Source organism: Nostoc sp. NMS9 (assembly GCF_017114995.1).
Taxonomy (GTDB): Bacteria; Cyanobacteriota; Cyanobacteriia; order Cyanobacteriales; family Nostocaceae; genus Nostoc.
The window spans coordinates 1-23,666 of sequence record NZ_JABXKL010000080.1; the positions used below are offsets into that span (position 1 = coordinate 1).

A 23,666-nucleotide genomic window follows, 5' to 3' on the forward strand; every position below is an offset into this window, starting at 1 on the left:
TGGGCTTTCTGCATAGAGAAAGGGAATTATAACTAATTAGCCGGACATGATATAATACCTCAAAAACAGCTTTACTCTGTGTTGCAGCTTGAACAAGAAAAGTTACTTCCTCACGGCGCAACAAAGCAAAAGACTGATCGTTGCGAGTAATTGTAATTGGACGTTCTAAAGCTTTGTCTAGAACTCGTCCAGGCTGACGATTCAACTCAGTGCCTGTAATTAGCTCATCTGAGTAGATATTGCCAAAATTCCCGATAGACATAGAGTATGCGTTTTCAGGAAACGCCGATTTAATCAAATCAATATATACGTAATATACGTATAATTATACGTACTATTCATCTAGTTCAATAGGAATTTTTTGGCTCATTTTTGATCGTTGCGACGGCAAGCCACAATTGAGCAGATGCAGCGTGCGATCGCACCCCAAAAAATCCTTAAATAATTAAATATGCGACATTAGTCTATGTATTAATACGGCGCAACAACACAGAAAGACCGACCGACTCAAGCTAACAAAGACACTCTAAAAGCGATCGCTATTATGACAGCATAGATATATTCTGTATAGGAAGATACTTGTTGTGAACCTGGAAGTAGATTTTTTTATTTTACCTAAAAATATAAGTAAACATACTAATACACTGTGACAGAAATTTGCTTACCTTTAACAAGGGACTTGAGTAGGGACAATTCATGAATTGCTCCTACTTGTCTGCTTGCTTAATTGAGATGGTAGCTGGATTTGCGCCGCACTCTATTAGGCTGTGATTTGTTTATTATTCTCAGCTTAATTTCGGTCTAATCATGATCAAAAACACTATTCTAGAGCCTCTAGTAACTAATATTCGGTGTGAAGAAATTTGTCAGATTTTGGGAGAGACTTACAACCAAGAACGCTGGAACGATTGGCGCTGGCAAATGCGGCATCGGTTGACTAAGCTGGAACACTTTCAGAAGTTATTAAGGCTTAGTGCTACCGAAGAACAGGGACTTTTAATTGCACCAGAAAAGTTTGCTGTAGCTGTAACCCCATACTTTGCATCACTACTCGATCCAGAAGATCCGCTTTGCCCATTACGGTTACAGGTGATACCACGGCAAGAAGAATTAATAGCTAGTCCAGCAGACATGGTAGATCCATGCGGTGAAGATAACGACACTCCAGTGCCAGGACTCGTACACCGCTACCCTGACCGAGTGTTGCTGCTTGCTCTAGACAGTTGCGCCGCTTATTGTCGTTACTGCACCCGCTCTCGTTTGGTGAGCCAAGGTGAGATGTACCCAGTAACGCGGCGGTTGGATGCGATCGCTGCTTACCTGGAGGAACACACCGAGATCCGTGATGTGCTAATTTCCGGTGGCGATCCTCTATTGATGGCTGATGAACCTTTAGATAATTTGCTTGGGCGGCTGCGTGCCATTAAGCATATTGAATTTATCCGAATTGGTTCCCGCGTGCCAAGTTTCTTACCACAGCGAATTACACCGCAATTGGTTGCCTTGCTTCGTAAACATCGTGTATGGCTATCTTTGCACTTTTGTCATCTGCGGGAACTTACCCCAGAAGTCGCACAAGCTTGCGATCGCCTAGTTGATGGCGGCATTCCTTTAGGCAGTCAAACCGTGCTGTTAAAAGGTGTGAATGATTCTGAAAAAGCCCTGAAGAATCTGTTTCACGGTCTTCTCAAGCTGCGTGTGCGACCCTATTATCTTTATCAATGCGACCCAGTTGTTGGTACTGCACATCTGCGAACTAGTGTGCAAACTGGGCTTGATTTAATTTCTAAATTACGTGGTCATACTACTGGCTACGCTGTACCAACTTATGTAATTGATGCCCCTGGTGGTGGTGGCAAAGTCCCAATTCAAGCCGAGACTCTAGTTGCTTATGATAAGGGCACAGTTACAGTGCAAAATTGGGCAGGTAAGACGTACACCTATGTAGATCCAGTGGAGCAGGGCTAATATCGCGTCCGACTAAAGACTTATCATTATAGACCGCAATTCTTGCTGGGGAAAGAGGCTTTTCCGATTTTTGCACAGATGCGGTAATCATAAGTGATTAACCGGACTTGATATAACACTATATATTTGTACACGAGTTGATCGCCATCATCTAAAAGAGCCGATTGGAATGTTTCTATTGAGTTCTTGGCAAACCAAAAAGCTAAGTAATAGCAGGAGATTAGTTGGAATGTTGATTGTTGGTAATACAAACCTAAAAGGTCGAGGTGTCTTCGCACAGAAGCGCTTTTTGAAAGGAGAGATCATTGAGAGAGTGCCAGTTGTTCTTATACCCGCAGAACAGGTTGAATTCCTAGATAAAACAATTTTGGGCAACTATTACTACGATTGGGAAGATAAAGCTGCGGCGATCGCTCTAGGTTTATCTTCCTTGATCAACCATTCTTACCATCCCAATAGTTATTATGTGAAAAAATTCGCCGACCGAGAGTTGGATCTGATTGCCTACCGAGATATAGAAGCGGGAGAAGAAATTACTGCCAACTACAACGGTTCTCCTGATGATAAATCTCCTATATGGTTTGATGTTGTTGATGAGATATTTTCACTTAATTAAGGATTTAGTAATCGAAATTCCTTAATTAAGACACCTAATTTGTACATTAAAGCTAACAGAGAAAGCTTTCTCACTGAAAATTATCGGGCTATGGGATTATTCATTGGTCTGTGTTATGACCTGAAGGCGGACTATCTTAAAGCTGGTTTCAGTGCCTCAGAGGTGATGGAGTTCGACGATGAAGAAACTATCATCGGGCTGGAAACTGCACTATTGCAGTTAGGTCATCAGGTTGAACGTGTCGGTCATGGTAGAGAACTTGCTCTGCGTTTGGCAAAAGGCGATCGCTGGGATCTGGTTTTCAATATTGCTGAGGGTTTAAAGGGTCGCTCTCGTGAAGCTCAAGTCCCGGCAATCTGCGAATTATTCGCTCAACCTTACACCTTTTCCGATCCGCTTACCTGCGCCCTGACGTTAGACAAAGCGCTGGCTAAGAGAGTAGTGCGCGATCGCGGTTTGCCGACAGCCCCCTTTGAGGTCGTGAATACTACTGCAGAAGCAGCAGCTGTGTTGCTGCCAATGCCACTTTTCCTCAAACCTATGGCGGAAGGCAGTTCTAAAGGGGTAACTGGACATTCTCTTGTCAAAGAACATCAGGAGCTAGTAAATGCTTATCAAGTGTTACACGAACTTTTTCAGCAACCAATACTCGTGGAAACCTTTCTTCCTGGTAGAGAAGTAACAGTAGGCATTATTGGCAACGGTAGCAACTCACAGGTAGTAGGTGTGATGGAAGTAATTTTTACAGGGCAAGCGGAAGCTTTTGCCTACACCACCCTCAACAAAGATGAGTATCTGGAACGGGTATCTTATCGTTTGCTCATAGATCCTGAACCACTGGCAGCACAGGCAAGGCAACTGGCACTGGATGCTTACCATACTCTTGGTTGCCGTGATGCTGCCCGCGTGGATCTACGCTGCGATGCTAGCGGTGTGTTGCAGTTTATGGAGGTTAACCCATTGCCAGGATTACATCATATCCGCTCAGACTTGCCAATTATGGGACGTTTAGGTGGTGTGACATACACAGAAATCATTGCTCAAATAGTCGAGTCTGCATGGCAAAGATATAATATCATGTCCGCTTAATTGCTTATTAAACCCTAAGAACCCCACCTCGCCAAAGCTACGCTTTGTCTCCCCTCCCCTTAGCAAGGGGAGGGGTTGGGGGTGGGGTGTAATGACTGTGGTTAGATAACTAATTATGCGGACATGATATAAATACTGAACAAGAGGCAGGGGGGTAGGCTGACAGGTACAACTAGGTGCAACAAACCTACACCTGTCAGCTACTTCCCCCGCCCCTCTGCCCTTATTTTATGCAATATGAAGTTGCTCAAACTAAACTACAGAGGGATGTTAGGTGATACGCTCATCTTATAGTGTGTTAAATACTGTTACCTAACTGTGGAGAATATACTCATGAATTTATTATTTATGCAAACAGCAGCACCAGCTATAGATGCTGCCCCTCATTTTCCTGTTGCTTTTACCTTGGTGTATGTCGTTGGTTTTATTGCCGCTGTCACCATTGGGTCAATAGCTTGGTACAACTCGAAACGCCCCGCAGGTTGGGAAAGCAAAGAACGTCCTGATTTTGTGCCTAAAGTTGATAAAGAAGAAACTCCGGGTCTGGGTGAACCTAAGTAATAAGCAGTGATCAGTGCTGAGTTTAATAATCAAACTTACAGCAGTTTTCATTTATTTTGAACCACATTTTACATTATCCAGAACCCTTGTAGAGACGTAGCAGCGCTACATCTCTACATTTGTCTATTAACTCCGCAAAGAGGTTACATTCATATCGTCGTTCAATCTGCGAATCAGACGGGATAACTCACGAATGATATTCACCGCAATTTCGGGAGTTTCTTCGATCGCATCATACAGTTGCTCTTGCGTCAGTTCTAAAAATTCACAAGGTTCTAGAGTCGTGGCAGTGGCAGATCGAGGTTGAGTATCGAATACTGCCATCTCACCAAAATATTTTCCCTGTTCCACCTCTGCCAACTGTTTATTCCCAATGTGAACTTTAACTCGACCGGACACGACAATATAGAGCGATCGCCCTTCTTCTCCCTGTCGAAAGATGGTGTAATTAGCCGGGAATGACAATTCGTTCATCACTGAAGTGAGCCGCACAATAAAATCATCCCGCAATTCCTTAAAAATCGGGACTCGCCGGACAAATAATAAACGGTCAACACTGGTTAGCATAATTACAAGTTAAAAATCCAACATTACTGAACATCTCAAAACTGAAGTCAGAGGGCGATTAGTCATATTACCGATGTTGAATGCTAGCCGTCAAGGATATCCGAGGCTTTACTATCTGACAAGGGTTCTCTTCAATAAGAGCGATCGCTCTTAAACTTCTCAGATACTAACTCAGTATTCGGTATGACGAACTGCTACTTTTCCCTATACGGTTTAGCAGGAAGTGATTTTGTCACTTAAATAGTACAGTTATCAATCACTTTTATTTATCCTTTTAAGAAACAAGAGTATTTGATCTTATTTCGTTGAAAGTCATAATATTGACTCCATGAGCTCCCAAGGTACCTTGCTGAGAAAAAAATCACCAATTTGATTGGAGGCAATCGCCTCTAAAAATTGGGTAATTGGCTGATAAATAACGAATATCGATCAGTTGTCGTTAGGAAAACAGTCACAAAATGTCCTAACCTGCCCTCACATTGAGAAGCAGAGAGGACTAAGACAAACAGCATTGAATTATCGTGAGCAACAATTATGACTTGGCTAATTAGTACATTATTGATTGGAATCTCTGCCGCTTTTGCAACTACCTTTGACGACAACTTATATTTGACAGCTTTCTTCGGGAAAGTCAATCGTAGCTTTCGTCCTAAGCATATTGTTATCGGTGAATTTCTGGGATTTACTACTTTAGTATGTGCTAGTCTCCCTGGTTTCTTCGGCGGTCTGATTATTCCCAGCACCTGGATTGGTTTGCTGGGTTTGCTTCCCGTCGCCATTGGTATCAGTAATCTCATCAGTCGAGAAGAAGAGGGAGAGACAGTACAAGCTGTATCAGTTGACTTAACCTCTGCTGCAAAATCTGTACGCCAGAAGAAATCACTATTAGCAATCATCCGCGATCCGCAAACCTACCGCGTTTCCACTGTCACCATTGCCAATGGAGGAAACAACATTGGAATTTATGTACCGTTGTTTGCCAGTAGCAATCTTCCAAGTTTGGGTGTAATTCTGTGTGTTTGTTATTTCACTGTCGGGGTGTGGTGTTTCCTCTCTTACAACCTGACTCGTAATCCTCTCATGGCTCCCGTTTTAACTCGCTATGGTCGGAAAATCTTCCCCTTTGTCTTAATTTACTTGGGACTCTCTATCTTGATTAAAAGTGAAACATATCGGCTTTTACCTAGTCTGGCAATGCTTGGGAATTAGGTTGAGGCAATCGCCTCCAGTGATGTCCACGCGATCGCAATTCCTGATGGGTGCTATGTCCCTGATGTAAGTAAACAAATCAGCGATCGTTTCCCATCCAAAAAGATTTTTAATCACTTAAATTTATCAATATGAATAACAATAATATTTGCTCTTATCAATCAAGTTATCTAAAGTGAGAATAAAGCACATTATCGATGGCTCTTATAAAAGCAAGCCCACCAATAGGAATCAGATTATGAAGGAACTAATGAATCAATCAAACTCTAAAAAATTAACTCAGTGGCTCGTAACAGCAGTGTTTCTGGTAGTTGTCGCGGGATTTACTCTGCTTATCCAGCCCAGCGCTAGAGCGCAAACACTAACACCATCCGTACCTACAGAATCTGAACTAGCTCCAGTTGAATCACTAATGGAGTCTGTAACAGTACCAGTAATATCTCCGGTTGTATCGCCAATGCAGCCTGTGACAGCACCAGTGATATCTCCGATTGTATCGCCAATAGTGTCTGTAGCAGAAAACGTTAGACATTTATTACAAACCAATGAATGTGTAGGCTGTAACCTGGCTGGGGCAATGTTAAAGGATGCAAACCTGCAAGCAGCAAACTTGGAGGGTGCTAACTTACAAAATGCAGACTTAGAAAGGGCTAACTTACAGCAAACAAACTTACAAGGGGCTAACTTTCAAGGAGCAGATTTAGGGAAGGTAAACCTTTGGGGAGCAAACCTGGTAGGAGCAAACCTTTTTGATGCAGACCTAGAGAAAGCCAACCTCCTGGGAGCAAATCTGCAAACTGCTAACCTACAAAACGCAGACTTGGAAAATACAAATCTGACAAATGCAAACATCCAGGGAGCTAACCTGATGGGCGTTGATTTGGAAGATGCAATCAGACCAGAAGGATTCGCTATTCAGTAACATCTTTTGTAGGGGCGCAAGGCTTTGCGTCCCTAAGTGGAATGCCCCAGATTCTGAGTCTGTGACTTAAGAGAAAGATGATTTTAACAGCGTAAGCCGTAGCATCAATCAAAAATTAAGAAACGCTTGTGATCACAAAACTGTGGATAGCTGATCACAAGCGTTTTTGGTAGGTAATGCTGTGCAACACTTTTGCGGTGTCGGGGCTATTAATTTTGGTATTAACCACTCTCTACGCGCTTATTAACGTATTATTAAGTGTATAAACATTGGCAAATAATCCTGGTCGAAACGGATGATTGCAGGCTGGTTGCTTATAGCCAAAGAGTACAAAGTACACAACTAAATTTGAGTTTGGCAATACTATGATAGATACGCAAGAACAGAAATATCTCTACCGTTTTAGCAAAGCACAGTTATTCTTTGAAAGCGTTGGTAGTCAAGAGAAACTAGAAATGCTTGCAATTCCCAGCGGCATTTTTCAAATGGGATCTCCAGAAACAGAAATGGGGAGGGATGAGCATGAAAGTCCAAGGCACTTAGTAAAGGTAGCGCCTTTCTTCATGAGTAAGTATCCAATCACCCAGTTACAGTGGCGGCTCGTAGCAGCCCTACCCCAAATTAACCGCCCACTTGACCCTGAACCATCCGATTTTTTAGGAGACAACAGACCAGTCGAACGGGTCTGTTGGAATGATGCGGTAGAATTTTGTGCTCGGTTAGCCAAACAAACCGGACGAAATTACCGACTACCCAGCGAAGCTGAGTGGGAATATGCTTGTCGCGCCGGAACCACGACCCCTTTTCATTTTGGTGAGACTATAGTTACTGAATTAGCGAACTATAATGGACGCTTCACCTATGGTTCTGCCCCTAAAATTATATTGAGTCCTGAAACAGCAAGTTTTGAGACTTTTGCAAATGGCAATGGCACTGGACGTGGGGACGATGGCTCTGGAAGTGGGGATAACGATGGCTCTGGAAGTAAGCCTGACAATCCCAGTTCAAAAAATCACTGTGGGGAAAATATATCTTCCTTTCTGCGGAAACACCAAGGCGAATATCGTAAACAGACTACTTCAGTAGGAATTTTTCAGGTTACTAATGCCTTTGGCTTATGTGACTTACATGGTAATGTCAGGGAATGGTGCGCTGACCACTGGCATGATAACTACGAGCAAGCGCCGTCAGACGGAAGTGTATGGCTGTCTAATGATGAGAATCCATTCCGAGTGACGCGTGGGGGTTCGTGGACTGATTACTCAGAGCTATGTAGGGCAGCAAGTCGTGCCAAGACTGGATTGTACGACATAAGCTACTACATCGGCTTCCGAGTTGTGTTTACCTAAGCGGAAGTCTGTCAAGCTAGAGCCACTAGATAGAAATATATTGGCGTTGCTGAATAATGGGATGATTGAGGCGGACGCACAGACGCATAGACACAAAGACGTGGTGATTATTTATTGATGTAAATTCTCAAATCATCCCGCAATTATGCAACGCCAAATTATTAACAGACTTAGAAAGTCAATGTGAAAAATGAAAGGTTTGCAAGGAAACATCCCAATTTTGCACAAATAAATGCCGAACGACTATAAGTCGTGCGCCACATGATTGACTGCACCAAGCTGCAGGGTGAGGCGCTCCCGCAGGGTACGGCCGTTCGCCCCCACCCGTGTACTTCATTTGCCAGAGAAATGCTATAAGTGCTTCATAACTATGCAACGCCTATATTAAATAACTGATTAGTGATGGATAGACAGCTAAACCCGTCTTATGAGTATCAAGTTGGTGGTACTTTACCAAGCGATGCACCAACATATGTGCAACGGCAAGCTGACCAAGACCTGTATGAAAGCCTAAAAGCAGGGCACTTCTGTTATGTCCTCAACAGTCGGCAGATGGGGAAATCAAGTTTGCGGGTGCAGACTATGCAACGTTTACAGAAAGAAGGAATTGCTTGTGCTGCTATTGATATCAGTGTTATTGATGCAACACAAGAGCAATGGTATGCTGGCATAATAGACAGTATTACTAATAGCTTGGAATTATATAGTTTTGATATAAATACTTGGTGGGAAAGCAATAGATTTTTACCATATGTTCAAATATTCAAAAAATTTATCCAAGAAGTATTACTAAAACTAGTTGAGACAAAAATTGTTATTTTTATTGATGAAATTGACAGTATTTTAAGCATAAAATTTAATACTGATGATTTCTTTGCAGTCATCCGAGAATGTTATAACAGCCGTGCAGACGAGCCAGCATATCAACGCCTGACTTTTGCACTTTTGGGTGTGTCTACTCCTTCAGACTTAATTGAAGATAAGCAACGGACACCGTTTAATATTGGTCGAGCCATTGATATAACAGGATTTCGGCTGGAAGAAGCACAGCTACTAGCAAAAGGGCTAGCTGCAATAGGTAATTTACAAGACTTGATGCAAGCAATACTAAATTGGACTGGAGGACAGCCGTTTCTAACTCAGAAAGTTTGTAAACTGGTGGCACAATCTGCAAAGGAAATCAAAGCGGAAAATCGGAATATAGCAGAAGACACAGAAGCACTAACTCCTGATTTTCAATCTACAACATATAAACCGCAAGATTTTGTTGCTCATGTTGTACAAACTCATATTATTAAGAATTGGGAAATGCAAGATGAGCCAGAGCATTTGAGAACAGTACAACAAAGACTGTTGCAAAGTAGCGAACAACGTACTGGAAGATTGCTAGCTTTGTGCCAACAGATTTTACAACAGGGAGAAATAGAAGCTGATGATAGGCCTGAACAAACTGAACTGCGGCTGACAGGAGTAGCAGTTAAACGCGATGGTAAGCTGCGAATTTACAACCGTATCTATGAGCAAGTATTTTCCCTAAATTGGTGCGAACGGGAATTAGTGAAACTACGCCCTTATGCTAATGCATTGAGTCAGTGGCTCACTTCTGGATGTCAAGATGAGTCGCGTCTGTTACGAGGACAAGCCTTGCAAGATGCACAAGCTTGGGCAGTGGGAAAAAGCTTGAGTGATTTAGATCATCAGTTTTTAGCCGCCAGCCAAGAGCTAGACAAGCAAGAAGTCAAGAAACGTTTAGATGTAGAAGAAAAAGCAAGGCTTTTATTGGAGCGAGCCAACAATGTTTTGATAGAAGCAAATCAAAAAGCTAATCGGCTGATACGTATAGGTATTGTAATCTTTGGGTTAACTCTTGCAGGTTCTGTAGTACTGGGAATAGTTACTCTACGGGGTATAGCAATACGTGATATTAATTCCCTTGCTAATGCTTCAGATGATGCATTGAAGTCAGATCCAGAGGAAGCTTTGAAAATAAGTTTAAAAGCTGTTGTGCAAATGCAACGTACACTGTGGGTAGATGCCGATACCCGCAGGGAAGTAGAACTAACATTACTGCACACAATTCACAACGTCGCGGTGCCAAATACGTTAGGAGGACATGCAAAGCGAGTTAATAGCGTCAGTTTCAGCCCAAACGGTAAGATCCTGGCATCTGCAAGTTCTGATAGAACTGTGAGACTGTGGGACATTGCCACTGGCAAAGAAATTAAAACTCTCACTGGACATACAAAGGAAGTTAATAGCATCAGCTTCAGCCCAAACAGTAAGATTCTGGCATCTGCAAGTAGTGACAACACTGTAAAACTGTGGGACATTTCCACTGGCAAAGAAATCAAAACTCTCACTAGCCATACAGATGCAGTTGACAGCATTAGCTTCAGCCCGGATAGCAAGATACTAGCATCTGCAAGTAGTGACAACACTGTAAAACTGTGGGACACTACCACTGGCAAAGAAATCAAAACTCTTACTGGGCAGACAAATCCAGTTATTGGTATTAGTTTTAGCCCGAATGACAAGATACTAGCAACTGCAAGTTCTGATAGAACTGTGAAACTATGGGATATTACTACTGATAAATTACTCAAAACTTTTGAAGGACATACAGACGGGGTTAATAACGTCAGTTTTAGCCCAAATGGTAAGATACTGGCATCTGCAAGTTCTGATAGAACTGTGAAACTATGGGATATTACTACTGGTAAGTTACTCAAAACTTTTCAAGGGCATACAAGTAGCGTTAATAACGTCAGTTTCAGCCCAAATGGTAAGATACTGGCATCTGCAAGTTCTGATAGAACTGTGAAACTATGGGATATTACTACTGGTAAGTTACTCAAAACTTTTCAAGGGCATACAAGTAGCGTTAATAACGTCAGTTTCAGCCCAAATGGTAAGATACTGGCATCTGCAAGTTCTGACAGAACTGTGAAACTATGGGACACTGGCACTGGCAAAGAAATTAAAACCCTCAGTGGACATACAGACGTAGTTCAAGACGTTAGCTTCAGCTTAGATGGCAAGATGCTAGCATCTGCAAGTCGTGACAGAACTGTGAAATTGTGGGATACCACTAATGGTAAGTTACTCAAAACTTTTATAGGACATAAAGAATGGGTTTTAGGTGTCAGTTTCAGTCCGAACGGCAAAATACTGGCATCTGCAAGTCTTGACACTACGCTGAAACTGTGGGATATCACTACTGGCAAGTTACTTAAAACTCTTAAAGGACATATAAAGCCTGTTAATAAAGTTAGCTTTAGTCCAAATGGCAAGATATTGGCATCTGCCAGTGCTGACACAACGATAAAATTGTGGGACAGTGCCACTGGCAAACTACTCAATACTCTTAAAGGGCATAAACTTGAAGTCTGGGGAGTTGCCTTTAGCCCGGATGGTAAGGTATTGGCATCTGCCAGTGCTGACAGAACAGTGAAAATGTGGAATATTACCACTGGCAAAGAAATCAAAACTCTTAGTGGGCATAGAAATGAGGTTAATAATGTCAGTTTCAGCCCGAATGGTAAGGTACTAGCATCTGCAAGTTCTGACAATACAGTGAAACTATGGGACACTACCACTGGTAAGTTACTCAAAACTCTTAAAGGACATACAGAATGGGTTAGTCGTGTTAGTTTCAGACCAGATGGTAAGGTACTGGCATCTGCAAGTGGTGACAATACGGTAAAACTGTGGGATGCTACCACAGGTAAGTTACTCAAAACTCTCACTGGACACACAGACTGGGTTCATAGCATCAGCTTTAGCCCAGATGGTAAGGTATTGGCATCTGCAAGTGCTGACAATACCGTGAGACTGTGGAGGTGGGATTTTAATTATTTACTGAACGAAGGGTGCAATTTTATTGACAAGTATTTTCAAACTAATCCTCCTGATGATCAGAGTGACATGCATATATGTGACGGTTTAAAGAGAAACTCTGACTAAGTGTTACTTACCTTAAAATATATATTCTTATGCGCTAAACAGTACTAACAGAATTTTATAACTAACGAGATTTAAACTGCTTAAATTTTCTTATTTTCAAAGACTTTTACGAATATTTTGTAGTAGAAATTTTATAGTCATACTAGATATTGAACATACTACGAATCAGTACATTCGCTGATTGAATTTTTAAATGTCAAAAAATAAATATAGTAAAATTTAAAATTAATCTATTAGCGTATCTAATTAATCCATGATTCCTAATGAAAGTAATGTGAAGGGCGTGATATACAAAGTCGAATGTTGGAAGTCTAATCTCTCTTTTGTCACTTTCGGCAGAGAATAATCTGTAACTCTTGCCCAGACAGGATTTTGCCTATAGAGCTTTGTTTGGAGGTTTCTATTAGTTTGCGATCGCTAATCTTCTCACCAAATCTAGGTTTCATCATTTAGGCTCAATTTTTATTTCCCCAGAGTGACAAAAGAGGGATTAGGCTTGCTTTTAGGGAAAACAAAGCATCGCTTTAGTTATTTGGGGTTGAATTAGCAAAATATTTTCAGTCATTTAATTCCATCAATTCTTTTGTTTTCAAAATAGCCGCTACAGGTTGAGAACATGCAATCTGAGGAGAGATAGAGCAAATCGCCTCTGTGGTTGTTTCAAAACAATTTGATAACCCAATTGTTTTTAACAATCCTGTGCGTTCTAGTAGTTGTTGGACTTCGGGTTGTAAACCTGTGAGAATTAATCGGCAATTGTGCCGTTCCAAGTCGTGATAAATATCCTCTAAGGCTACTAACCCAGTTGTGTCCATATTTGGCACAAACCGCAACCGGAGAATTAAATACTTTACTTCCGGTTCATCGCGGAGGAAGGTAGCAAATCGTTCAGCAGCACCAAAAAATACGGGGCCATCTACCCGATAAACGGCAATTTCCTTACCTAATTCTAGAGGAGTACCAGGGGGAAATACTTCGGTTTCAGGTATTTTAACTAAACTTAAATCGCTCATCCGTTTAATGAACAAGGCTCCGGCTGCAATCAATCCCACTTCGACAGCGAGAACTAAGTCAAACAAGATTGTCACTAGCCAGGTGAGAATCATCACAGCAAAGTCTGAGTAGGTAGCACGCATCAATAAACCAATGGCTTCCCATTCAATCATTCGCAAGCTAACTACCATCAGAATCCCAGCAAGTGCTGCTAAAGGAATCTGTGCTGCTAGGGGTGCTAAAGTTAAAACGATGATGGCTAAAGCAAGACCGTGAATTACCCCAGATAGTCGGGTTTTACCGCCAGAACGAACATTTACAGCAGTCCGAGCGATCGCACCTGTGGCAGGGATGCCCCCAAAAAATGGCACAATCATATTAGCCAAACCTTGACCAATTAATTCGCGATCGCTATTATGTTTCTCGCTGACTGTCATCCCATCAGCTACCACCGCCGATAGCAAAGATTCAATACTTCCCAGTGCCGCTAAAGCCAAAGCCGGGTTAATTAGTTCTCGAATCACACTAAAATCATTCCAGTGGGGAATACCTTGAGGCATCGGTAAAGATTGAGGAATCGTGCCAATTGTAGGTACATTCAGATGGAAAGCAGAAGCGATCGCTGTTGCTAACACCAGTCCCACTAAAGAACCTGGTATTGTCGTATTGATTCTGGGCCATAAAATATTAGTTGCAATCACCACAACTGCTAAGGCAACTGCTGCCCAATTTAGAGCTTCTACATGAGTTAGACTTTGCCACAGTCCCGGCAAAAAATGTTCGCTACGTGGTAATTTTAAACCAAAGAAATTATTTAACTGACCACAAAAAATAATGACGGCAATACCATTAGTAAAACCTGCCGTCACCGGATAGGGAATAAACTTTACTAACTGTCCAAGTTTGGCAACCCCCAAGGCAATCTGGATAATCCCAGCCATTACCCCAGCAATCCAAACTTTCTCAAGGCCGTACTTGGCGACAATTCCCACCAAAACCACAGCCATTGCACCTGTTGGCCCTGTAATCTGTACTGACGAACCACCAAAAATGGCGGCGACAATTCCCGCCACAATCGCGGTGTAAAGTCCCGCTTTTGGTTCCACACCACTGGCTACGGCAAAGGCTAAAGCCAAAGGCAATGCTACGACTGCTGCTGTTAGTCCTCCCGTGAAATCGCCACGCAGTCCATTAAACAAGCGACTCAGACGCAAAAGCAGTGGTTCTTTGAGGATATCAGATATTGTCATATCGTCATTTTCAACTCTTGTACAGAATTTGTTGAAGCACACACAAATGTTATTCCATCTTTCCGGTAGACTTCATCAGGGTTATCGAGAATTGCCAGATTGCGTATGGGTTTTGGTTCAAGTTCGCCTATTTGCTGATTAATCAAAGCGCAGGTTTGCTTGACATAATGGATATAGTATGTATTGTATGGTGTGCGATCGCTAACTTTGTTCTTTGGGATTTATAATAACGACGGTTGTAGCATTGCCAACAGCAGGAATTATGAACGATGAACATTGCCGTAAAGCTTTAAGTCTTTTTTCAAAATGAATTCATACACTGAAACAGAATTCTTTGTTGGTGCTATTCCGTACCAAATGTATGTTCAATATTACCGACCGAGTCAAGACCAAAATTTAGTTCCGATTGTGCTTTTACATGGTGCCTTTCATACAGGTACTTGCTTTGTCAAAACACCCGATAATCGTCAAGGTTGGGCAGCATATCTGGCAGAACTGGGCCGGGAAACCTATATTGTTGACTGGCCAGGGCATGGTCGGTCGGGCTGTGTGCCAGACTTAGCTGTGATGTCATATCAACGGGTAATCAATGCTACAGTCGCGCTACTCCAACGGATTGGCCCGGCTGTGATTCTTACCCACAGTATGTCTGGTATCGTTGGTTGGCAGACGGCACAAACTCATCCCAAACTTGTTAAAGCTATTATAGGCATTGCACCAAGTTCACCAGCCAATCTATTACCAGTTATCACAAAAAACTCTTCTTTGGCTTTTCCCGAAGACCGTCCACGTATCCAGTCGCGTGAAGATACTAAAAAGTACTTCACCAACTCAGATACTTTTCCGCAAGAGGCATTTGAGAATTACTTTTGCAGTTTGGTCGCTGAGAGTGCGCGGATGAGCAACGAACTCAGAAATGTTGAAGGACGAGGGCTTTATATTGGCGACCCTCAGATACTATATGGTATTCCCATCTGTGTGATTACGGGCGACCAAGACCCGCGCCATCCTCGTGAGACAGATGCAAAAACTGCAAAATACTTCCGGGGTGATTTTATTTGGCTTCCTGAAGTTGGCCTCCCTGGTCACGGTCATCTGCCAATGCTTGAACACGGTAACTTAGCGATTGCTGACCTGTTTATCAATTGGCTGCATAGCAAAAATCTATAGTTGAAGGCTTCAAAAACAAAAACCAGTGACACAAAACTCTAAAACAGGCGCAGCATTTATTGCAGGCGGAACTATAACAGGTGTTGGTGTTTCCGCAACGGTAGGCGGGATGGGACTAGCAGGCGGATTTGGTGCAGTTGGTATTGGTGCAACTCCTGTAGTCGGTGCTGGCGCTGTAGCTGGTGCTGCTACTTATGGTGCTTTTAAAGCCATAGTAGAGGGAGATGCTGCTGCGATCGCTACAATGGGAATTGGTGCAGTCGGCGGTGCTGGTGTTTACAGCGTCGTCGGTGGTATGGGTTTAGTCGCACCGAAAGTAGGGCTGGCATTTGGGATTGGTACAGTACCGATGGCAGGAATTGGTGCAGTAGTAGGACTCGCCGCCTATGGTATTGCCAAACTGTTAGATGAATCGGGAATTAGCGAAACTCCAGCACAGCTTTTTGAGCGGATGGAAGAGAAAGTTTTGCAGATGGGCTACTATTCCGAAGCAGTGATGGAATTAGAAGCATTTTTATCTGGTGACGATCTCAACCAAAAATTTGCTGTTTTGCAAATCGAGGATGAGTTACAAGCGCTTAAGGCTAAATTCAATAAAAAATCAGAATTTGTTACGCCTAAAGCTTCTACTCCCAATATTAAACTAGAAAAAATATCTCCGACAACTCAGCTACCTGAAACCTGGAGATGTGTACGCACACTCAAAGGACACTTAGCCGCAGTTAATGCGATCGCAATCAGTCCTGATGGTAGTACCTTAATCAGTGGCAGTGATGACAGACAAGTTAATTTGTGGAACTTGAAAACCGGAAAATGGCTTTATACATTCTCTGGACAAGCAGAAGCAGTTTTATCTGTTGCTATCAGTCCTGATGGACAGCAGATTGCAAGTGGTAGTGTCGATTGCAAAATCAGCAGTTGGCAGATAGACACAAAAAAATTTCTCCAGACATTCTTTTATTTAAACTCTGCTTATAGTCATAATGGTTTTGTTAACTCGCTTGTCTATAGTCCTGATGGGGCAATTCTTGCTAGTGGTTCTACCGATAAGACAATTAGAATTTGGGGACGCTATACGGGAACAGTAAAACGCACCTTAAATGAACACTCAGATGCAGTTTTGTTTGTCACCATAAGTCCCGATGGTAAAATTCTTGCAAGTGGTAGTGCCGATAAGACAATTAGAATTTGGGATTTCAAAACTTGGGAACAACGCTACATTCTCACTGAACATTTGGATGCAGTGAATACAGTTGCTATCAGTTTTAACAGTCAAACTCTTATTAGTGGTAGCACAGACACCACAATTAAACTGTGGAACCTCCCAACTGGAGAATTACTTTCCACTTTGACTGGACACACAGGGGCGGTTTTGTCTGTTGCCATTAGCCCTGATGGAAAAACCCTCGCCAGTGCCAGCCGAGACGGTACAATCAAACTTTGGAACCTCCACACTGGGGAACTACTACAAAATCTTTCTGGGTGTAATCCCGTTGCTTTCAGCCCTGATGGTAAAACGCTGGTAAGTGGCGCTAATGGCGGAAGCATCAAGATTTGGAGTCAATTTACTCTCGACTCTGAATTATCTGGGGAATGGTGGGAAGTCTTGGGCGTAAATCAGAGCGATCGCCCCAATGTTGTTAAACTTGCCTACCGTCGATTAGCAAGATTGTATCATCCTGATGTTAATAGTTCTACAATTGCAAAAGCTTCAATGCAAGCAATCAATCAAGCTTATAAAGAATTCCAGCAGCAGCTAATATGAAGTTAGCAGTTTATCGATGCTAGTCAAAATATGAATAATATTTGAGGAAATAGTGTTATGTTTCAACATTTAGTAGAAGCGATAAATTTTGAAGATTTTGTCGAATGGAAACCGGAAAACGGCAGATGTGAATTACATAAAGGAGTAATAGTTGAAATGCAGCCGACAGGGGAACATGAGTTAGTCAGAGCATTTCTGATTAGAGAACTCAATTTTGAGATTCGGAGGTTTAACCTAGCTTATTCGATTCCTGCTCAAGCATTAATCAAATCTGTTGATAAAAAATCTGGTTATATTCCAGATGTGCTGGTATTGAGTATCCCTAACTTAATTAATGAACCATTTTGGAAAAAATCATCAACAGTTACTCAAGCCGCATCAATTCCATTGGTAGTAGAAGTTGTGAGTACAAATTGGCGAGATGATTACTTTCTCAAATTCGCTGAATATGAGGAAATTGGGATTCCAGAATATTGGATTGTTGACTATGCTGCTGTTGGTGGAAAACGGTTTATCGGCAATCCGAAACAACCGACGATATCAGTTTACAGATTAGTGGAAGGCGAGTACCAAGTAGCTCAGTTTTGTGGTAATGACCAAATTCAATCGCCAACTTTAATAGAGCTAAATCTAACTGCTGAACAAGTGTTTAAGGCTGCTTCAGGAGAACAGTAATGAATATTGCTTGTTTGCTAATACTCAGTACTTATGTACTTAGTATATTCTCTGTACCTTATGGGCGGTATTTAGACTCAGCACTCTTGATTATTTTTGACGCACTCCGATAAACATCCCATATCATCTGTAAGCAGGGTAAGATATTTAACCCTTGAGAAGTATTGACATATTAAAAATTTTGAGAATTCATCTTGCATATTCTGAAAAAACGTTATAAATTATTAGATAATAGGGGAATAATCTGACTTCTTAGTGTCAAAAACTAATCCTACTCAAGTAAATACACTGCAACCAGTTTTAACTTCACACAACTCCTAAACAGCACTGAAGATATGTTTTTGTTTTGTAAAGCAAAGATTCTGGACAGATAACGGAACAATAAATAATCTAAAAATATATCTTATGTGACTGTTTTTAGGAATTATCTTACTACTTGCGGTGGAGAACAACAACTATAATTCAGCAAAATAGTAATAGATTACAAGCAATTAACTAACAATAAAGTTGGATAAATGTCAGCAAATTTATTCCTTGTTAGTTGATTATTTTTTTGCCCAATTATCTTTGCTATTCAAAGAATCGTTTTTGTTATGCTGAGAATAGTAAAAATAATAAATAAAGACACATCTACCACAAATTCACAATCCTTATGGAGTTATTCTGGCAATGCACCTAAACGAATTGGAAACTACTGAGAATTTAAAAGAAGTGGAAGAAGCATGGCTAGCACTAGAAAAATCAATTCTCTATTATCAAGGTCGCCCTGTTGGGACAGTAGCCGCTTATGATGCCTCTGTAGAGGCGCTCAATTACGATCAGTGCTTTGTCCGGGATTTTGTTTCTTCTGCTCTAATTTTTCTGATTAAAGGTAGAACAGATATTGTTCGTAATTTCTTAGAAGAAACTTTAAAGTTACAGCCTAAAGAAAAGGCATTAGATGCCTATAAGCCAGGACGAGGATTAATACCAGCTAGCTTTAAAGTGGTATCAGACAATGGGCAAGAATATTTAGAAGCAGACTTTGGCGAACATGCGATCGCTAGAGTTACACCTGTAGATTCTTGCTTATGGTGGATTATTTTATTGCGCGCTTATATAGTCGCCACAGAAGATTTTTCTCTCGCCTATCAACCTGAATTCCAAAATGGGATCAGGTTAATTATGGAAATCTGCTTGGCGAATCGTTTTGATATGTACCCAACGCTATTGGTTCCAGATGGCGCTTGTATGATTGACCGTCGTATGGGCATTTATGGGCATCCTTTAGAATTGCAAGTCCTCTTTTACACGGCATTGCGTGCATCTCGCGAACTGCTAATTTGCCAAGGTAATTCTGATATTGTTGAAGCCATTGATAACCGTTTACCTCTTTTATGCGCTCATATTCGCCAGCATTATTGGATAGATATTAATCGCCTGAATGCAATTTATCGCTTCAAAAGTGAAGAATATGGCAAGGCTGCTGTTAATCTATTCAACATATATGTAGATTCTGTTCCCTATTATGAATTAGATAAGTGGCTGCCAAAAAAAGGTGGTTATCTAGCAGGAAATGTTGGCCCGTCGCAGCTGGATACTCGCTTCTTTTCACTCGGAAACTTAATGGCAATCATTTCAGACTTAGCCACCGAAGAACAGTCACAAGCGATTATGACTCTCATTGAAGAACGATGGGATGATTTGGTGGGAGATATGCCAATGAAAATTTGTTTCCCAGCTTTGGAACATGAAGAATACAGAATTGTGACTGGATGTGACCCCAAAAATATACCCTGGTCGTATCATAATGCTGGTAGTTGGCCTGTTTTAATGTGGATGTTGGCGGCGGCTGCTGTAAAAACTAATAGAACAAATCTTGCACAAAAGGCGATTGAAACTGCCCAAGGACGCCTTAGTACAGATGAATGGCCAGAGTATTACGATGGTAAAAAAGGGCGACTGATTGGGAAACAAGCTAGGAAATATCAAACTTGGACAATTACTGGATTCTTATTAGCAAAAGAACTGATGGCAAACCACACATATTTATCATTAATCAGCTTTGGAAAATTACCAGCAGAACAGGTTTCTAGAGCGTGTGAGTTTGAAATTGCCAGTGTAGATCCGTCGTATATGTCTTGATAGGGAAGTTAGGAGTTGGGAGTTAGGAGTTAGAAGTTGGGAGTTGGGAGTTAGAATACAAAAGCCTTCTGACTCCTGAATCATGTTTCCATGACTAATCCCCGTCAATTAGCTTTTATCGCGCTGCGAGATGTTCATAAAGGGGCTTATGCTGATGTTGCCCTAGATAGAGTACTGCAAAAAGTTAATTTGCTTGATTGCGATCGCCGCTTAGTGACAGAATTGGTTTATGGGAGCGTCAGAAGGCAACGCACCCTCGATACTCTCATCGATCAACTCGCTAAAAAGAAATCTCATCAACAACCACAAGACCTCCGCACCATCTTACATCTGGGCTTTTACCAACTGCGTTATCAAGAGCGTATTCCCGCTTCAGCTGCTGTTAATACCACAGTCCAACTCGCTAAAGAAAACGGTTTTTCTGGACTTACGGGTTTTGTTAACGGTTTATTACGACAATACATCCGCCTTGCAGAGAAGATAAAGGGTGATCCGTTACAACTTCCAGAATCACCGGATCTGGAAAACCTCTCTCCAAACCTCTCCCCTAAAAGGGGAGAGGCTTTGAATTCTCCCCCTTCCCTAGTAGGGAAGGGGGCTGGGGGGTTAGGTTTCGCGTTAACTTTTCCAAATGATGTGAAAAGTCAGGTGGAACGCTTGGGTATTTTACACAGTTTTCCTGACTGGATTGTTCAAGTTTGGTTAGAACAACTGGGTTTGACTGATACAGAACAACTATGTGAATGGATGAACCAATCACCAACAATTGACTTACGCATCAACCCACTTCGCGCTTCAATTGAGGAAGTTGAGGTGGCTTTGCAATCTGCTGGTGTTTTGGTAAGACGGATTCCTCATTTACCCCAAGCTTTACGATTTATTGGTAATACTGGGTCAATTCAAAAACTACCAGGTTTCAAAGAAGGTTGGTGGACTGTACAAGATAGTAGCGCTCAATTGGTAGGTCATTTGCTCGACCCCCAACCAGGTGAGGTGGTAATTGATGCCTGTGCTGCACCAGGAGGGAAAACAACCCACATCGCTGAATTAATGGCAGATGAGGGTAAAATTTGGGCTTGCGATCGCACTCCTTCTCGTCTTCGCAAACTCCAAGAAAATTTTCAACGGTTAAATTTACAATCTATTCAAATTTACACTGGCGACAGTCGCCACTTCAAGCAATTTCAAAACACCGCAGACCGGGTATTACTTGATGCTCCATGTTCTGGTTTGGGAACTATGCACCGTCATGCTGATGCGCGTTGGCGACAGACACCAGAATCCGTCCGAGAACTTTCGGTGCTGCAACGAGAATTATTAACACATACATCAACCTTTGTCAAACCTGGTGGTGTACTAGTTTATGCCACCTGTACATTGCATCCCGCAGAAAATGAAGAAGTAATTTCGGCGTTTTTAGCTGAGTCACCTGATTGGCAAATTGAGTCTCCCAGTGGCCTTGAGTTGCCTGATTCTACTGATAGTACACCTCAAGGTTGGTTTAAACTTTGGCCCCATCGACAGGATATGGATGGTTTTTTTATGGTGCGCTTAAGAAAAACCAATAATTCCGAGTGAATACTGTTTGGGATTGTACGATTTGGTGGAGGCCTGAATCTACCAGAGGAGGCAGCAATGGTTTCCCCTTCCAATGTGAAAAACTTAGTTAAAATCCTGATTGGAGCAGCCTGGATCGATGGCAGAATCCAGCCAGAAGAACGGCAATATCTCCGCGAAATAGCTCAAGCCAAAGGTTTAGCTAACGACCCAGAAATTAAGCCTTGGCTATACGAATTAGTTCCTGTACAGCCAAAAGAATGCTATGACTGGGTGCAGGAATATTTAGGCGATCGCCCCAGTCTTGAAGATTGCGAAAATCTGATTGAAGCCATCAGTGGCTTAATTTATAGCGATGGTGAAGTTGCTGTAGAAGAAGCCAGGCTCCTGACAGAATTGCAGGATATAGTGAAGCCGAATGAGTCAACTCAACCAGCTCACACTGCGCTTCTCAAACAAATTCAAAAGCTTTACCGCCGTTGGGTTGAAGTCCAAAACTAACATGGAGTTATAAGTTGGTCGAAGAGGAAGCGGTGAATTCTTTCACCGCGTCTCTTCATCCTCATGTCCCCAGAAACGTCCGCACGTCTTTAGGTGATTTTTATAGCTATTTACCGAAAAGGGAAACGCATTAACATTAGACCTCTTGCATAAATCAAAAATAAAGAACCCCACCCCGCATTTGAGTAAAGCAAACGCTCCCCTCCCCGCTTGCGGGGAGGGGTTGGGGGTGGGGTGTTAGGGACTTTTGCAAGAGGTCTATTGTGATTCGTATTAGATGTCTGGTTCTTGGAGAGATCGGGCGATTATACCCGCCAAAACTCCACCGAAAATTGGGAACACGATGAAAATCCAAAGGTCAGCCAATGCCCAACCGCGAGTAAAGACAGCTGTGGCTAGCGATCGCACGGGATTGACGCTGGCATTTGTGACAGGAATGAGGATAAGATGCGCCAAGATCAGCCCTAAACCGATGGGGATCGGTGCAGACCGTTTGAAAACGGGAGAAGATGTAACGCTCAAGATCAGCAGCACAAAGCCACAGGTAACAATGAATTCGGCTAATGCACAAGCCCACCAGCTATAGTTACCAGGGGAGTGAATTCCCACCCCATTAGAACCAAAGTTAGCTGTTGTAAACTCCGGCTTGCCTATGCAAATCAAAAACAAGATAGTACTCCCCCAAATTCCGCCGAGAATCTGACTCCCGATATATGGCAAAACGTCTTTAGAAGAAAACTGCTTGGCTACCCAAAAACCAATTGTGACTGCGGGGTTGATGTGACAGCCGCTGATCGAACCAAAAGTATAAGCAGCAGTCAACAAACTTAAGCCAAAAGCGATCGCCACTCCAGTAACTCCAACCCAAGGTATTGCACCAGAAATAACCGCAGTACCTACACCCATCAGAACTAACCAAGCTGTACCTAGAGCTTCCGCCAAACATCGTTTTGCTAAAGAGTAACGATTCATTCATCAGAAATGCCATAACTGGCTAGTAGTTCGCCAAGGGAACTTAGCGGGGTAAAGAGGAACGGGAAAAGGGATATATGTGTCTTGTCCCTTTGCCTTTCCCTTTAACCTTTACCCTTTACTCAATCTACACCCGTCAATGGAGAGCGTGGTGAACTACTAAGGGTGATTGATACTTGTACGCATTAGCCGAATCACACTAAGATAAATACTCGTTCTGAATTATTCAGTATAAAACGTAGCAACATCCTGTTGGTTGGCTCCCAATACAGTTTGGATAAGCTCTTGAGGCTCTTAAGGCAAGGGAGGAAAGAGTTGATAGACAATTTGTTTTCCCCCTGCTTCTCTTCTACCCCAGTTTAAGAACAGCTTGCCTCAACGAATAAATTCCTTAACCGAACGGTATTGCATCGGG

At 42.2% G+C, this 23,666-nt stretch carries 17 protein-coding genes and 1 pseudogene; 14 read left to right on the forward strand and 4 right to left on the reverse strand.

The genetic code is table 11. The features are described 5' to 3' along the window. A pseudogene (locus tag HWQ40_RS24315) lies at nucleotides 1–262 on the reverse strand (hypothetical protein); the annotation flags it as partial. Between the two features lie 545 nt (nucleotides 263–807). Here HWQ40_RS24315 and HWQ40_RS24320 point away from each other — a divergent pair. The 4 genes from HWQ40_RS24320 (at nucleotide 808) to HWQ40_RS24335 (ending at nucleotide 4,234) form a co-directional block, all read left to right on the forward strand. Then, nucleotides 808–1,968, forward strand: coding sequence for a KamA family radical SAM protein (locus HWQ40_RS24320; RefSeq protein WP_292782889.1), 1,161 nt, complete (start codon nucleotides 808–810; stop codon nucleotides 1,966–1,968). A gap of 229 nt (nucleotides 1,969–2,197) precedes the next feature. Further along, nucleotides 2,198–2,584, forward strand: a complete 387-nt coding sequence (locus tag HWQ40_RS24325) for an SET domain-containing protein (RefSeq protein ID WP_292782891.1) — start codon at nucleotides 2,198–2,200, stop codon at nucleotides 2,582–2,584. Between the two features lie 90 nt (nucleotides 2,585–2,674). After that, nucleotides 2,675–3,673: a D-alanine--D-alanine ligase gene (locus HWQ40_RS24330; protein WP_292782893.1), complete on the forward strand. Its 999-nt coding sequence runs from the start codon at nucleotides 2,675–2,677 to the stop codon at nucleotides 3,671–3,673. Nucleotides 3,674–4,006: 333 nt separating this feature from the next. Beyond that, the gene (locus HWQ40_RS24335) at nucleotides 4,007–4,234 is read left to right on the forward strand and encodes a hypothetical protein (RefSeq protein ID WP_099102136.1); all 228 of its coding nucleotides are present in this window, start codon (nucleotides 4,007–4,009) and stop codon (nucleotides 4,232–4,234) included. Between the two features lie 126 nt (nucleotides 4,235–4,360). Here the strand turns inward: HWQ40_RS24335 and HWQ40_RS24340 are convergent, their stop codons facing one another. Beyond that, complete coding sequence (locus HWQ40_RS24340; RefSeq protein WP_069074674.1) at nucleotides 4,361–4,801, reverse strand: Crp/Fnr family transcriptional regulator; 441 nt, start codon at nucleotides 4,799–4,801, stop codon at nucleotides 4,361–4,363. 534 nt (nucleotides 4,802–5,335) lie between these two features. Here HWQ40_RS24340 and HWQ40_RS24345 point away from each other — a divergent pair. From HWQ40_RS24345 to HWQ40_RS24365, 4 genes are all read left to right on the forward strand, one after another. Then, on the forward strand, nucleotides 5,336–6,010 hold the full coding sequence (locus HWQ40_RS24345; RefSeq protein ID WP_292782895.1) for a cadmium resistance transporter: 675 nt from the start codon (nucleotides 5,336–5,338) through the stop codon (nucleotides 6,008–6,010). Between the two features lie 250 nt (nucleotides 6,011–6,260). After that, complete coding sequence (locus HWQ40_RS24350; RefSeq protein WP_292782898.1) at nucleotides 6,261–6,932, forward strand: pentapeptide repeat-containing protein; 672 nt, start codon at nucleotides 6,261–6,263, stop codon at nucleotides 6,930–6,932. Nucleotides 6,933–7,297: 365 nt separating this feature from the next. Then, nucleotides 7,298–8,281, forward strand: a complete 984-nt coding sequence (locus HWQ40_RS35735) for a formylglycine-generating enzyme family protein (protein WP_366934027.1) — start codon at nucleotides 7,298–7,300, stop codon at nucleotides 8,279–8,281. Between the two features lie 402 nt (nucleotides 8,282–8,683). After that, nucleotides 8,684–12,244 (forward strand): AAA-like domain-containing protein, encoded by a 3,561-nt coding sequence (locus tag HWQ40_RS24365; protein ID WP_292782901.1) that lies wholly within the window; start codon nucleotides 8,684–8,686, stop codon nucleotides 12,242–12,244. A 557-nt stretch (nucleotides 12,245–12,801) separates the two neighbouring features. Here HWQ40_RS24365 and HWQ40_RS24370 read toward each other — a convergent pair. Next, nucleotides 12,802–14,487, reverse strand: coding sequence for a SulP family inorganic anion transporter (locus HWQ40_RS24370; protein WP_292782904.1), 1,686 nt, complete (start codon nucleotides 14,485–14,487; stop codon nucleotides 12,802–12,804). Between the two features lie 306 nt (nucleotides 14,488–14,793). Here HWQ40_RS24370 and HWQ40_RS24375 point away from each other — a divergent pair, with 306 nt between their 5' ends. From HWQ40_RS24375 to HWQ40_RS24400, 6 genes are all read left to right on the forward strand, one after another. Continuing rightward, nucleotides 14,794–15,657 (forward strand): alpha/beta fold hydrolase, encoded by an 864-nt coding sequence (locus HWQ40_RS24375; protein ID WP_292782907.1) that lies wholly within the window; start codon nucleotides 14,794–14,796, stop codon nucleotides 15,655–15,657. A 25-nt stretch (nucleotides 15,658–15,682) separates the two neighbouring features. Continuing rightward, nucleotides 15,683–17,422, forward strand: a complete 1,740-nt coding sequence (locus HWQ40_RS24380; RefSeq protein ID WP_292782909.1) for a DnaJ domain-containing protein — start codon at nucleotides 15,683–15,685, stop codon at nucleotides 17,420–17,422. A gap of 57 nt (nucleotides 17,423–17,479) precedes the next feature. Beyond that, nucleotides 17,480–18,097 carry a Uma2 family endonuclease gene (locus HWQ40_RS24385; RefSeq protein WP_292782911.1) on the forward strand — a complete coding sequence of 206 codons (618 nt, stop codon included), beginning with the start codon at nucleotides 17,480–17,482 and terminating at the stop codon, nucleotides 18,095–18,097. Nucleotides 18,098–18,766: 669 nt separating this feature from the next. Further along, the gene (locus tag HWQ40_RS24390) at nucleotides 18,767–20,221 is read left to right on the forward strand and encodes a glycoside hydrolase 100 family protein (protein ID WP_292782914.1); all 1,455 of its coding nucleotides are present in this window, start codon (nucleotides 18,767–18,769) and stop codon (nucleotides 20,219–20,221) included. Nucleotides 20,222–20,311: 90 nt separating this feature from the next. Further along, nucleotides 20,312–21,799 (forward strand): 16S rRNA (cytosine(967)-C(5))-methyltransferase, encoded by a 1,488-nt coding sequence (locus tag HWQ40_RS24395; RefSeq protein ID WP_292782917.1) that lies wholly within the window; start codon nucleotides 20,312–20,314, stop codon nucleotides 21,797–21,799. Nucleotides 21,800–21,856: 57 nt separating this feature from the next. Beyond that, nucleotides 21,857–22,279, forward strand: a complete 423-nt coding sequence (locus tag HWQ40_RS24400) for a TerB family tellurite resistance protein (protein WP_292782920.1) — start codon at nucleotides 21,857–21,859, stop codon at nucleotides 22,277–22,279. Nucleotides 22,280–22,552: 273 nt separating this feature from the next. Here HWQ40_RS24400 and HWQ40_RS24405 read toward each other — a convergent pair whose 3' ends face one another. Continuing rightward, nucleotides 22,553–23,251: an aquaporin gene (locus HWQ40_RS24405; RefSeq protein WP_292782922.1), complete on the reverse strand. Its 699-nt coding sequence runs from the start codon at nucleotides 23,249–23,251 to the stop codon at nucleotides 22,553–22,555. Nucleotides 23,252–23,666: the final 415 nt, after the last annotated feature.

Bases quoted from the DNA above. Each gene is read 5' to 3' on its own strand.
- HWQ40_RS24375 (WP_292782907.1), top strand. From the start codon at position 14,794: ATGAATTCATACACTGAAACAGAATTCTTTGTTGGTGCTATTCCGTAC.
- HWQ40_RS24320 (WP_292782889.1), top strand. From the start codon at position 808: ATGATCAAAAACACTATTCTAGAGCCTCTAGTAACTAATATTCGGTGT.
- HWQ40_RS24390 (WP_292782914.1), top strand. From the start codon at position 18,767: ATGCACCTAAACGAATTGGAAACTACTGAGAATTTAAAAGAAGTGGAA.
- HWQ40_RS24395 (WP_292782917.1), top strand. From the start codon at position 20,312: ATGACTAATCCCCGTCAATTAGCTTTTATCGCGCTGCGAGATGTTCAT.
- HWQ40_RS24405 (WP_292782922.1), bottom strand. From the start codon at position 23,251: ATGAATCGTTACTCTTTAGCAAAACGATGTTTGGCGGAAGCTCTAGGT.
- HWQ40_RS24345 (WP_292782895.1), top strand. From the start codon at position 5,336: ATGACTTGGCTAATTAGTACATTATTGATTGGAATCTCTGCCGCTTTT.
- HWQ40_RS24385 (WP_292782911.1), top strand. From the start codon at position 17,480: ATGTTTCAACATTTAGTAGAAGCGATAAATTTTGAAGATTTTGTCGAA.
- HWQ40_RS24370 (WP_292782904.1), bottom strand. From the start codon at position 14,487: ATGACAATATCTGATATCCTCAAAGAACCACTGCTTTTGCGTCTGAGT.
- HWQ40_RS24400 (WP_292782920.1), top strand. From the start codon at position 21,857: ATGGTTTCCCCTTCCAATGTGAAAAACTTAGTTAAAATCCTGATTGGA.
- HWQ40_RS24330 (WP_292782893.1), top strand. From the start codon at position 2,675: ATGGGATTATTCATTGGTCTGTGTTATGACCTGAAGGCGGACTATCTT.
- HWQ40_RS24350 (WP_292782898.1), top strand. From the start codon at position 6,261: ATGAATCAATCAAACTCTAAAAAATTAACTCAGTGGCTCGTAACAGCA.
- HWQ40_RS35735 (WP_366934027.1), top strand. From the start codon at position 7,298: ATGATAGATACGCAAGAACAGAAATATCTCTACCGTTTTAGCAAAGCA.
- HWQ40_RS24335 (WP_099102136.1), top strand. From the start codon at position 4,007: ATGAATTTATTATTTATGCAAACAGCAGCACCAGCTATAGATGCTGCC.
- HWQ40_RS24365 (WP_292782901.1), top strand. From the start codon at position 8,684: ATGGATAGACAGCTAAACCCGTCTTATGAGTATCAAGTTGGTGGTACT.
- HWQ40_RS24340 (WP_069074674.1), bottom strand. From the start codon at position 4,801: ATGCTAACCAGTGTTGACCGTTTATTATTTGTCCGGCGAGTCCCGATT.
- HWQ40_RS24325 (WP_292782891.1), top strand. From the start codon at position 2,198: ATGTTGATTGTTGGTAATACAAACCTAAAAGGTCGAGGTGTCTTCGCA.